Source organism: Streptomyces sp. NPDC001604, assembly GCF_042893475.1.
Lineage (GTDB): Bacteria > Actinomycetota > Actinomycetes > Streptomycetales > Streptomycetaceae > Streptomyces.
The window spans coordinates 141,174-152,614 of the sequence record NZ_JBIAUY010000024.1; the positions used below are offsets into that span (position 1 = coordinate 141,174).

The 11,441-nt window shown below is 71.0% G+C and carries 10 protein-coding genes; 7 read left to right on the plus strand and 3 right to left on the minus strand.

Translation table 11 applies throughout. The features are described from left to right. Positions 1-74: 74 nt before the first annotated feature. The 3 genes from ACFY1E_RS42500 to ACFY1E_RS42510 all read left to right on the plus strand — a co-directional run bounded on the left by ACFY1E_RS42500 (position 75) and on the right by ACFY1E_RS42510 (position 3,127). Positions 75-1,787, plus strand: coding sequence for a lytic transglycosylase domain-containing protein (locus tag ACFY1E_RS42500; RefSeq protein ID WP_389086495.1), 1,713 nt, complete (start codon positions 75-77; stop codon positions 1,785-1,787). A gap of 191 nt (positions 1,788-1,978) precedes the next feature. Beyond that, positions 1,979-2,113 carry an SPW_0924 family protein gene (locus tag ACFY1E_RS42505; RefSeq protein ID WP_107118462.1) on the plus strand — a complete coding sequence of 45 codons (135 nt, stop codon included), beginning with the start codon at positions 1,979-1,981 and terminating at the stop codon, positions 2,111-2,113. A 21-nt stretch (positions 2,114-2,134) separates the two neighbouring features. After that, complete coding sequence (locus ACFY1E_RS42510) at positions 2,135-3,127, plus strand: DUF3068 domain-containing protein (RefSeq protein ID WP_389086498.1); 993 nt, start codon at positions 2,135-2,137, stop codon at positions 3,125-3,127. Here the strand turns inward: ACFY1E_RS42510 and ACFY1E_RS42515 are convergent. Continuing rightward, a complete protein-coding gene (locus ACFY1E_RS42515; protein WP_389086500.1) occupies positions 3,117-6,098 on the minus strand; it encodes an ATP-dependent helicase C-terminal domain-containing protein in 2,982 nt (993 codons plus the stop codon). The two genes, ACFY1E_RS42510 and ACFY1E_RS42515, sit on opposite strands and share 11 nt — an antisense overlap. A gap of 4 nt (positions 6,099-6,102) precedes the next feature. After that, positions 6,103-6,924: a class I SAM-dependent methyltransferase gene (locus ACFY1E_RS42520; protein WP_389086527.1), complete on the minus strand. Its 822-nt coding sequence runs from the start codon at positions 6,922-6,924 to the stop codon at positions 6,103-6,105. Between the two features lie 398 nt (positions 6,925-7,322). Here ACFY1E_RS42520 and rpsA point away from each other — a divergent pair, with 398 nt between their 5' ends. The 4 genes from rpsA to ACFY1E_RS42540 all read left to right on the plus strand — a co-directional run bounded on the left by rpsA (position 7,323) and on the right by ACFY1E_RS42540 (position 11,177). Next, positions 7,323-8,819: a 30S ribosomal protein S1 gene (gene rpsA, locus ACFY1E_RS42525; RefSeq protein ID WP_389086503.1), complete on the plus strand. Its 1,497-nt coding sequence runs from the start codon at positions 7,323-7,325 to the stop codon at positions 8,817-8,819. A gap of 303 nt (positions 8,820-9,122) precedes the next feature. Further along, positions 9,123-10,061: a PAC2 family protein gene (locus ACFY1E_RS42530; protein ID WP_099928070.1), complete on the plus strand. Its 939-nt coding sequence runs from the start codon at positions 9,123-9,125 to the stop codon at positions 10,059-10,061. A 45-nt stretch (positions 10,062-10,106) separates the two neighbouring features. Beyond that, on the plus strand, positions 10,107-10,781 hold the full coding sequence (gene coaE, locus ACFY1E_RS42535) for a dephospho-CoA kinase (RefSeq protein WP_389086505.1): 675 nt from the start codon (positions 10,107-10,109) through the stop codon (positions 10,779-10,781). A gap of 15 nt (positions 10,782-10,796) precedes the next feature. Beyond that, entirely contained in the window at positions 10,797-11,177 is a 381-nt protein-coding gene (locus ACFY1E_RS42540) for a tetratricopeptide repeat protein (protein ID WP_389086507.1), read from the plus strand. A 21-nt stretch (positions 11,178-11,198) separates the two neighbouring features. On the opposite strand, the gene ACFY1E_RS42545 is transcribed toward ACFY1E_RS42540, so the two are convergent. After that, positions 11,199-11,441: integrase core domain-containing protein (locus ACFY1E_RS42545; RefSeq protein WP_389086510.1), on the minus strand; the 243-nt coding region annotated here is incomplete at its 5' end.

An 11,441-nucleotide genomic window follows, 5' to 3' on the forward strand; every position in this document is an offset into this window, starting at 1 on the left:
AGAACAGGGCGGGCGCACTGTGCGCCGGGCAGACGAAGACGGGCGCTGACGCGTCCACGGGAGGGGTTCACTCTATGGCGGCGCAATTCGGCATGAGGCTGCGCAAAGGAGCGGCAACCACAGCCGTGGCAGCGGTCGCGGTCGCTGCCCTGTCCGCGTCCCAGGCTCCGGGGGTCACTGTCGACGACCACGGCAGACAGACCGCCTCCAAGGCCCAGCCCTCACCCGATGCGACCGCAGGCGACGGCGCCGCCACCGGCAACTCGCCGTACTACACCGATCTTCCGCCGCTCAACAGCCCGAACCCCTCGCCGACCCCGGGTGCCACCGGCACCCCCGTGGCGCAGGGCGCGGCGGAGGCGGGCATCCCCGCCACCGTCCTCGACGCCTACAAGAAGGCCGAGGCCGAGCTGCGCGAGTCCAAGCCCGGCTGCAACCTGCCCTGGCAACTGCTCGCCGCGATCGGCAAGGTGGAGTCGGGCCAGGCCCGCGGCGGCCGCGTCAACGCGGACGGCACCACGATCACCCCGATCCTCGGCCCGCAGCTCGACGGCAACGGCTTCGCGCTGATCAAGGACACCGACGGCGGCAAGTACGACGGCAACAGCAGCTACGACCAGGCCGTCGGCCCCATGCAGTTCATCCCGTCGACCTGGGCGTGGGCGGGTCGCGACGGCAACGGCGACGGGGTCAAGGACCCCAACAACGTATACGACGCCGCCCTGGCCGCCGGCCACTACCTGTGCCGCAACGGCTGGGACCTGTCGGTGCCGGCCGACCTCGATCGGGCGATCCTCAGCTACAACAACTCGCAGGACTACCTGCACACCGTCCTGTCGTGGCTGGAGTACTACCGCAAGGGCACCCACGAGATCCCGGACGGCAGCGGCAGCATCCCCTCGGGCCGCAGCGACGACGGCCAGAAGGCCAACCCCAAGCCGTCGCCCACGCCGCCCGCCAAGCCGAAGCCGCCGAGCAGCGGCTCCCCGACCCCCAGCGCACCGCCGTCGAGCACACCCGGCACGCCGAGCACACCGAGCAGCCCGTCGCCCACGCCCACCGACACCGTGGACCACCTGGCGGACGCGGGCACCGCGAAGCTCACCGCGATGGCCGGCGACGCGTTCACCAAGAAGATCAGCACCAAGGCCGTGACCAAGTCCGGCAAGGCGGTCGGCAAGGTCAGGGTCCGCTTCACCGTCGTCGGCGACACCGACACCACCTTCACCGGCGGGGAGTCCGTCGCCACGGTCGTCACCAACAGCTCCGGCGTGGCCGTCGCCCCCACCCTCCAGGCGGGCGAGAAGACCGGCGAGTTCACCGTCCGCGCCACCGTCGTGGGCCGCGTGGTCACCGGACTCGACTACACCGCCACCGTCACCGAGCGCGTCGCCGACAGCGTCGTGCGCACCAGCGACACCGCGCTGACCTGCACGCCGGGCGGCGAGTTCGCCGACCAGGCCGAGGTGAAGGCCACCTACAAGGGCGCCGTCGCCGACAAGGTCGCCGTCACCGCAACCCTGATCAAGTCGACAACGGACCCGACCGAGAACGACAAGGGCCCCTACTTCAAGGACGCCGACGGCAAGACCGTACGCACCCTGACCGGCCTGACGACGGACGCCAAGGGCCTGCTGACGCTGCCGAAGCTGTACGCCGACGACAACACCGGCAACTTCATCCTCCGCATCACCACCGCGGGCGGCGCGACCCTCGACATCCAGCTGACGGTCGCAGCGCCCGACTCCTCGGCGAGCCCCAGCCCGTCACCCAGTCCCTCCGCGTAATCCTCCGTACCGTCCCTGCGGCGGCGGCGCTCCTCGGCCAGAGGACGCCGCCGCCGTCGTTGTGTGTGCAACGTGTTCTCATCTCGCCCGCCCGTTGCTACGGTGCCGGACCTGACGATGTATCAGTTCCAGTCGGTGTTCGCGTCAGCTCCCGTCAGTTCCCGTCAGTTCCCTTCCCCGGGGAGGCAGGCATGCGCGCCCTGATCGCCGCCGCGACCGGTCTCGCCCTCGCCCTCGCGCTGGTCCTCACCATCACGGCCATGGGCACTCCCACGGGCAGGACGTCCCCGAAACCGCTGCTGACGACGGTGCCCGCACACCCGTAACCGCCCGGGAGGGAGGCCGAGATGCGCCGCAAGGCCAGTCTGGTCCTGCTCGCCTTCGCCGTGTTCTTCGCGGCGCTGTCCCCGCTGCTGCGCTGGTACGCCTTCCCGCGCCTGGCCAAGATCCCGGCCGATCAGTACCAGGACATGGTCCTGGAGGCGAAGAACGCGACCCTCCTCGACTACGGCACGATGAAGGCCCGCACGGTCCCCGAGGTCACCATCGTGCAGACCCTCAAGGGCAATGTGGAGGCCGCGAAGAAGATCGAGAAGACGGCCGGGCGGGACGTCGTCGTCTGGGACGGCCTCTCCTACGTCCAGGGCCCCGACGGCAAGATGGTCTCCCGGATCCCCGAGCGCTACATCTTCGACGCCCACAGCCAGGCCCCGGTCCACGCCACCGGTGAGATGGTCGACGGCGACCCGGTGAAGCGGACCGGCATCGAGTTCAAGTGGCCGTTCCTGACCCAGAAACGGGACTACGAGTACTTCGACGCCCAGACCCGCACCACCAACCCCATCCACTACAAGGGCACCCAGGACTTCCGCGGCCTCAAGGTCTACTACTTCGAGCAGACCATCCCCTGGACCAAGGTCAAGTTCCCCAGGACCATGCCCGTGCAGGGCATCACCCCCGAGTCGGTCGCCAAGACCGGCACCACCCGCTGGTACACCACGGTCCGCAAGTTCTGGGTGGAGCCCGTCACCGGTGCCCCCGTCTACGGCGAGGAGATCCACAAGGAGGAACTCCGCGGCGGCACGCTCCTGGGCGGCCGGGAGAAGGTCACGGCCTTCGCGGGCCACGTCAAGATGCGCGAGGACTACATCGAACACACCGTCGCCCTGGTCAAGTCCAACCGCACCCTGGTCCTGCTGATGACGTCCTACCTGCCCTGGGGCTTCCTCACCCTCGGCGTCCTGCTGCTCGCCCTGTCACTGTGGCTGGAGGCGCGCAGCCGCCGCCCGGGCGACCCGGAACCGGCCGAGTCCACCACACCGGAACCGGTCACCGCCTGAGCCGCGCATTGGTGTGCCGGGTCGGCTCCGCGCCGGCGGGATCCTCGGGCCACGGATGCTTCGGGTACCGGCCGCGCAGCTCCGCCCGTACGGCCTTGTAGCCGTCCCTCCAGAAGGAGGCGAGGTCGGCCGTGACGGCGGCCGGGCGGCCGGCGGGGGAGAGCAGATGCACCAGCAGCGGCACCCCCGCGACGGCGGGTGACTCGTGCAGCCCGAACATCTCCTGCAACTTCACGGCGAGCACCGGCTGTTCGGGATTGCCGTAGTCGATCCGGATCCTGGACCCGCTGGGGACGGTGATCCGCTCCGGGGCGAGCTCGTCGAGCCGCCCCGCCTCTCCCGAGGCCCACGGCAGCAGACGGGTGAGTGCCTGGCCCGCGTCGATCCGCGCGAGGTCGGCCCGCCGCCGGGCCCGGCCCAGCTCGGGCTCCAGCCACTCCTCCACGCGCGCGTGCAGCGCATCGTCGGACACATCCGGCCACGGCTCCCCGAGATGCAGACGCACAAACGCCAGCCGCTGCCGCAGCACGAGCGCGTCGGGCGACCACCTGAGCAGCCCGAACCCTTCCTGCCGCAGCCCATCGAGGAGCGCCCTGCGTACGAGTACGGGGTCGGCGTCCGCCAGGGGCCGCACGGTCAGCTCGACCGCCCCCAGCCGCTCCACCCGCCGCGCCACGACGTCCCCGTCGGCCCAGTGGACCTCCTGGCCCTCGGAGTACAGCGAGGCCGCCGCAGACCGGGCCAGGTCCTCGTCCACCGCGGCGGCGAGCTGCACGCGCGCGTGCCCCTTGCCCACGGGACGGTCCGCGACGGCCACCGCGATCCAGTCGGCGCCGCGCAGGGGACTGCCGTCGCGGAGTTCGGCGCGTGTTCCGGAGGCCATGAGAAACGACCCACCGTCCGCCTTGGCGACCCGCTCGGGAAACGCAAGGGCCGCCACGAGCCCGACGAGACGGTCGTCACCACCACCTGCCAGTCCGCCCGCCCGACCGGACCGAGCAGACACGGCGCCCGCGCCGCTGCCGCCCCCGCGGGGCGAGACGCCGACGCCTCCCGCCCCCGGAACGGACGGTGTGGCCGACGGTCGTGCGGGCTCGTTCGCAGCGGCCTGCTGCGTCACGTCGGGGCGTGGAGGTGTGGCGGTCGCGTCACGGCCGGTCCTCCCGGGCGAGGCGTCGGCGTTTCCCTGCCCCGGAACGGACCCTCCGGCCGACGGTCGTGTGGGTTCGCTCGCGGCGGCTTGCGGGTGCTGCGTCTGCTCGTGGTGTGTCGCGTCGTTGTCGGCCGCGTTTGGCGGGCCGTCGGCGTTTCCTGGCCTCGGGAGGGGGCTTGTGGCCGACGGTCGTGCGGACTCGTTCGCGGCGGCCCGCCGCGCCTTGTCGGGGCGTGGAGGTGTTGCGGTCGCGTCGCTGTCGGTCGTCCGGGGTGGGGCGGCGGTGTTTGCCGGCCCCGGAAGAGGTGCCCCGGTCGAGGGCCGCGGGAACTCCTTCGCGACGGCCCGCAGGCGCTGTACCTCCGTGCGCCACCGCGTTGCGTAGGCGTCAGCGCCGCGGCGGGCGGTGCGCAGAGCGGTGGTCAGGTCGTCGCCGTAGTCGCGTGGCGGCTCTTCGGAGAGCAGTGCCACCGCCTCGGCGCCCTCGCCGGCCGTGTCCAGCAGGGCCCGGCCCAGGCGCGGATGCACGCCGAGGCGGGCCAGTGCGGTGCCCCGCTCCGTGGCGCGCCCGGCGGCGTCCACCGCGCCGATCGCCGTCAGCACGGCCCGCGCCGCCGCCATCGCACCGCCCGGCGGCGGGTCCAGCAGCGCCAGCCCGGACGCCTCCGGATCGCCCCAGCACGCCGCCTGGAGTGCGAACGCCGTCAGATCGGCCAGCTTGATCTCCGGCGCAGGGAAACGCGGCAGACGGATGTCCTCGGCCTCCGTCCAGCAGCGGTACACCGCCCCCGGCGCCTCACGCCCGGCCCGCCCCGCCCGCTGCCGTCCGGCCGCCTGCGAGGCCCGCACGGTCGTCAGCGCGCTCAGCCCGCGCGCGTGGTCGACCCGCGGCTCGCGCGCCAGCCCCGAGTCGACGACCACCCGCACGCCCGGAACCGTCAGCGACGACTCGGCCACCGAGGTGGCAAGCACGACCCGGCGCCGTTCGCCCGGCGCCAGCACCGCGTCCTGCACGGCGGCAGGCGCCCGACCATGCACCTGCAGCACCTCGACGCCGCCCAGATCCCCCAACTGCCCCGCCACGCGCGCGATCTCGCCCACGCCCGGCAGGAAGCACAGCACGTCCCCGTCCCGCTCGGCCAGAGCCCGCCGGACCGTCGACGCCACATGCGCGAGCAGCGCCGGATCGACGCGCATGCCGTGCGGTGGCCGTACGGGACGGGCCGGTGGGGACCAGATCACCTCCACGGGGTGCGAAATGCCCTCCGCCTCGACCACCGGTGCGCCGCCCAGCAGCCGCGCCCACCCCTCCGCGTCCGTGGTCGCCGACGCGGCCATCAGCCGAAGCTCCGGCCGCAGCGTCTCCCGTACGTCCCACAGGAAGGCCGCCGCGGTGTCCGCGTCCAGATGCCGCTCATGGCACTCGTCGAGCACCACCACGTCCACGCCCGCCAACTCCTGGTCGCGCTGCAGCCGCTGCAGCAGCACCCCGGTCGTCACGACCTCCACGCGCGCGTGCCGCCCGACGACCCGCTCGCCGCGCACGGTGTACCCGACGCTCCCGCCGGCCTTCTCGCCGAGCAGCCACGCCATGCGCCGGGCAGCGGCACGGGCCGCGATACGACGCGGTTCGGCCACCACCACGCGGCGCGCAGGCCCGTCCCCGAGCAGCCCGGCCAGCGCCAACGGCACCAGCGTCGTCTTGCCGGTGCCGGGCGGCGCCACCAGAACGGCGGTGCCGGGCCCCTCCAGTGCATCGCTCAGGGCGGGCAGCGCACCACGTACCGGCAGCGCGTCCAGGGCGTCGTAACGGATCACGCACTCAGTCTCGTACGCACACGAAGATCGCGGTCCCCGGGATCAGGTTCCCGCGCAGCGGCGACCAGCCGCCCCACTCGGAGGTGTTCCAGGCCGGCCACTCCGGCTCGACCAGGTCCACCAGCCGGAAACCCGACGCGACGACGTCCCGGACCCGGTCGCCGAGCGTCCTGTGGTGCTCGACGTAGACCGCACGCCCGTCCTCGTCCTGCTCGACATAGGGCGTGCGGTCGAAGTAGGAGGCGGAGACCGACAGGCCCTCGGGGCCCGGCTCGTCCGGGAACGCCCAGCGGATCGGGTGGGTCACCGAGAAGACGAAACGCCCGCCCGGGCGCAGCACCCGCCGCACCTCCGTGAGGACCCGCACCGGGTCGGCGACGAACGGCAGCGCACCGTACGCCGAGCATGCCAGGTCGAAGGAGCCGTCCGCGAAGGGCAGCGCACCCGCGTCGGCACACACCAGAGGGAACGTTCCACCGATGCGCAGCGCGTGCTGCAGCTGACGGTGCGAGATGTCCAGGGCGACCGGACGGGCACCCTGGGCGGCCAGCCAGCGCGCGCACTGGGCCGCACCGGCGCCGATCTCCAGGACGTCCCTGCCCTTGAGCTCCTCCGGCGGGCCGAGCAGCTCCGCCTCCACCTCGTCGAGGCCCTCGGGACCCCACACGAAACGGTCGTCGCCGAGGAACGTGCCGTGCTCGACCTGGTACTCGTCCGCGTTCCGGTCCCACCAGCCCCGGTTGGCGCGGGCGCTCTCCGTGACGTCGGACGCGCGGCGGGTGGCTTCCGGCTCGAACGCGGAATCGGAAGATACGGGCTCTTGGATGATCGGCTCCCTCGTCGTACTCTTCCGTCACCCTTATGGCGCAGTCGGCCTCTCGGCAGTGTCACGGAAGAGGTCTCTCAGGCCTGCGCGGCCTCCAGAGACAGTTCTTGTGCCGGGTATGCGGCGATCCGCCCCGGGTGTGCGCGTTCGCGCATTGACCCTGTCCGGCTGCCCCCGTATGCTACAAGTTGCGCTGCGGGCCTGCGCACCTCAGACGTAGCAGGCTGCGCTCGCATCTGTTGTATGTCCCCTCGGTTGTCGAGGCGCCATCACCAGTATCTGGATTTCCAGTTGGCTGTTGGGGCGCTTCCTTGGCTGTCCGGCTTCTTCAGAGCGATACGGGCTCCCGGCGTAGCAGTACCTACGACTTCAATGTCCGTACCGGAGCCCTTTCCCACATGACGAGCAGCACCGAGACCACCGCCACCACCCCGCAGGTTGCGGTCAACGACATCGGTAACGAGGAAGCTTTCCTCGCCGCGATCGACGAGACGATCAAGTACTTCAACGACGGCGACATCGTCGACGGCGTCATCGTGAAGGTCGACCGGGACGAGGTCCTGCTCGACATCGGTTACAAGACCGAAGGTGTCATCCCGAGCCGCGAGCTCTCGATCAAGCACGACGTCGACCCCAACGAGGTCGTCGCCGTCGGTGACGAGATCGAGGCCCTTGTTCTCCAGAAGGAGGACAAGGAAGGCCGCCTGATCCTCTCGAAGAAGCGCGCCCAGTACGAGCGTGCCTGGGGCACCATCGAGAAGATCAAGGAAGAGGACGGCATCGTCACCGGTACCGTCATCGAGGTCGTCAAGGGTGGTCTCATCCTCGACATCGGCCTCCGTGGCTTCCTCCCGGCCTCCCTGGTCGAGATGCGCCGCGTCCGCGACCTCCAGCCCTACGTGGGCAAGGAGCTCGAGGCGAAGATCATCGAGCTGGACAAGAACCGCAACAACGTGGTCCTGTCCCGCCGTGCCTGGCTGGAGCAGACCCAGTCCGAGGTCCGCCAGACGTTCCTCACGACCCTCCAGAAGGGTCAGGTCCGCTCCGGTGTGGTCTCCTCGATCGTCAACTTCGGTGCCTTCGTGGACCTGGGTGGCGTCGACGGTCTGGTCCACGTCTCCGAGCTGTCCTGGAAGCACATCGACCACCCCTCCGAGGTTGTCGAGGTCGGCCAGGAAGTCACCGTCGAGGTCCTCGACGTCGACATGGACCGCGAGCGCGTCTCCCTGTCGCTGAAGGCGACCCAGGAAGACCCGTGGCAGCAGTTCGCCCGCACGCACCAGATCGGTCAGGTCGTGCCCGGCAAGGTCACGAAGCTGGTTCCGTTCGGTGCGTTCGTCCGCGTGGACGAGGGCATCGAGGGTCTGGTCCACATCTCCGAGCTGGCCGAGCGCCACGTGGAGATCCCGGAGCAGGTCGTCCAGGTCAACGACGAGATCTTCGTCAAGGTCATCGACATCGACCTCGAGCGCCGCCGCATCAGCCTCTCGCTGAAGCAGGCCAACGAGTCCTTCGGTGCCGACCCGGCCTCGGTCGAGTTCGACCCGACCCTGTACGGCATGGCCGCGTCCTACGACGACCAGGGCAACTACATCTACCCCGAGGGCTTCGACCCCGAGACCAACGACTGGCTCGAGGGCTACGAGAAGCAGCGCGAGGAGTGGGAGCGCCAGTACGCCGAGGCGCAGACCCGCTTCGAGCAGCACCAGCAGCAGGTCATCAAGAGCCGCGAGGCCGACGCCGCCGCTGCCGCCGAGGGCGGCGAGGCTGCGGGTGCGGCTCCGGCCGCGGGCGGTGGCTCGTACTCCTCCGAGGGCGCGGACCAGTCCGGTGCGCTGGCCTCGGACGAGGCGCTGGCCGCGCTTCGCGAGAAGCTCGCGGGTGGCCAGAGCTGAACGCTCTCTGAGCAGTAGCTCCTGACTGAGGGGCCGTACCTTTCGAGGTGCGGCCCCTCAGCGCTGCCCCCAGGGCTTGTTGTTCGGCTGCCGGCCGGTGGGGGTTTCCCGCGCCCACGCGGCGGAGCCGCAAATCGATACAGCCCCGCGCCCCTGAAAAGCCGCTGCCCTCCCCCCTGCCATGGCCGTTGCCCATCCCTTGCCATGAAAACGCCGTAAGAGATGGCTGATCAGGCGTACCGGCGGGAATGCCCTTGCTCCAGGGGGCGTTGGAACGTACGAACACGAGGAGGAGCGGTCACTGTGCTTGATCCGCAGGGTTTGTACGCATGGGAGCCGAAGGGGCTGGCCGTCGTCGACATGGCGCTCGCCCAGGAGTCGGCCGGTCTTGTCATGCTCTACCACTTCGACGGATACATCGACGCGGGCGAGACCGGCGACCAGATCGTCGACCGGATCCTCGACTCGCAGCCCCACCAGGTCGTCGCCCGCTTCGACCACGACCGGCTCGTGGACTATCGTGCCCGCCGTCCGCTGCTGACCTTCAAGCGCGACCGGTGGACCGAGTACGAGGAGCCCACCATCGACGTGCGGCTCGTCCAGGACACCACCGGGGCGCCCTTCCTGCTGCTGTCCGGCCCGGAGCCGGACGTCGAGTGGGAGCGCTTCGCCGCGGCCGTCCAGCAGATCGTGGAGCGGCTGGGCGTGCGCCTGTCCGTGAACTTCCACGGCATTCCGATGGGCGTTCCGCACACCCGCCCCGTGGGCCTGACCCCGCACGGCAACCGCACCGACCTCGTCCCGGGCCACCGCAGCCCCTTCGACGAGGCGCAGGTCCCCGGCAGCGCCGAGTCCCTGGTCGAGTACCGCCTCATGGAGGCCGGCTTCGACGTCCTCGGGGTCGCCGCGCACGTCCCGCACTACATCGCCCGGTCCCCGTACCCGGACGCCGCCCTGACCGTCCTGGAGGCCATCACCGCGGCCACCGGCCTGGTGCTCCCCGGCATCGCGCACTCGCTGCGCACGGACGCCCACCGCACCCAGACCGAGATCGACCGGCAGATCCAGGAGGGCGACGAGGAGCTCACCACGCTCGTCTCGGGCCTGGAGAACCAGTACGACGCGGTCGCGGGCGCCGAGAGCCGGGGCAACATGCTGGCCGAGCCCGTCGACATCCCGTCGGCGGACGAGATCGGCCTGGAGTTCGAACGCTTCCTGGCCGAACGGGAAGGCGACAACTGACCTCCGGCGGTCCCGCTGTCGGTGCCAGGCCCTAAGCTTCCGCTCATGCTGACTGTGGGGCTGACCGGCGGGATCGGTGCCGGCAAGAGCGAGGTGTCGCGGCTGCTCGTCGAGTGCGGTGCCGTGCTGATCGACGCCGACCGCATCGCGCGCGAGGTCGTGGCGCCGGGGACGCCCGGTCTTGCGGCGGTCGTGGAGGCGTTCGGCGAGGAGGTGCTCGGCGCCGACGGCGGTCTCGACCGGCCGAAGCTGGGCTCGATCGTCTTCGCCGACCCGGAGAAGCTGGCCGTTCTGAACTCGATCGTGCATCCCCTGGTGGGCGCGCGCTCCCGTGAGCTCGAGGCGGCGGCCGCCGAGGACGCGGTCGTCGTCCACGACGTGCCGCTGCTCGCGGAGAACGGCCTCGCGCCGCTGTACGACCTCGTGATCGTGGTCGACGCGAGCCCCGAGACCCAGCTCGACCGGCTCGTACGGCTGCGTGGCATGACCGAGGAGGACGCACGCGCGCGCATGGCCGCGCAGGCCACCCGCGACAAGCGCCGGGAGATCGCCGACGTCGTGATCGACAACGACGTACCACTGGAAGACCTGCAGCGCCGCGTGAAGGAGGTCTGGGCGGACCTCGTGCGCAGAGCGAAGGCCGCGTCCGGGCCGTCCGGTGCGCCACGGTCGCCGCAGGAACAGGACCCCCCTGACCGGGGCGTTGAACCCTTCGAGTGAGGGAAGGACTCTGCCGTGCCCGATACCAGCGGTTCCACCGGACGTACTCCGGAGACACATGTCATCGACTTCCGTGCCGCCGAGCAGCTGCTCAACGCACGGGACCCGCGGGGCGCGGTGAAGCTGCTCGACTCCGTCATCGCCGCCCACCCGGAGAACACCGCGGCCCGGCTGCTGCGTGCGCGTGCCTTCTTCGCCGCCGCGCAACTGCGGCCCGCCGAGCTGGAGTTCACGATCGTCCTGGAGCGCGAGCCGGACAACGCGTTCGCGCACTTCGCGCTCGCCCGGACCTATGAGCGCCGGGGCGAGGCCGAGCAGGCCAAACGTCATTTCCGGCTGGCGGCCGCGCTCGATCCCAACCCGGAGTACCTGAGGGCGGCACGGTTCGACTCCTGAGCATCCGCTAGCTGTACCCGGTCATGACTTTGGTGACAGTCGGGTGATCGGTGGCTGGCCGCCGAGCGCAGTGTGTCGGCGGCCAGTGTTGTAGAAGTGCAGCCAGGGCGCGAGTGCGTGGGCGCGTTCGGTGTTGCTGGCAAAGACCTGGTAGTAGGCCCACTCGGCTTGCAGGGTCCGGTTGAAGCGTTCGACCTTGCCGTTGGTCCAGGGGCAGTGGGGCCGGGTGAACTTCTGCTTGGCGCCCAGGGCTTGGCAGGCGTC

Coding starts and splice junctions, on each gene's coding strand:
- rpsA (WP_389086503.1), top strand. CDS start 7,323: ATGACGAGCAGCACCGAGACCACCGCCACCACCCCGCAGGTTGCGGTC.
- ACFY1E_RS42500 (WP_389086495.1), top strand. CDS start 75: ATGGCGGCGCAATTCGGCATGAGGCTGCGCAAAGGAGCGGCAACCACA.
- ACFY1E_RS42505 (WP_107118462.1), top strand. CDS start 1,979: ATGCGCGCCCTGATCGCCGCCGCGACCGGTCTCGCCCTCGCCCTCGCG.
- coaE (WP_389086505.1), top strand. CDS start 10,107: ATGCTGACTGTGGGGCTGACCGGCGGGATCGGTGCCGGCAAGAGCGAG.
- ACFY1E_RS42510 (WP_389086498.1), top strand. CDS start 2,135: ATGCGCCGCAAGGCCAGTCTGGTCCTGCTCGCCTTCGCCGTGTTCTTC.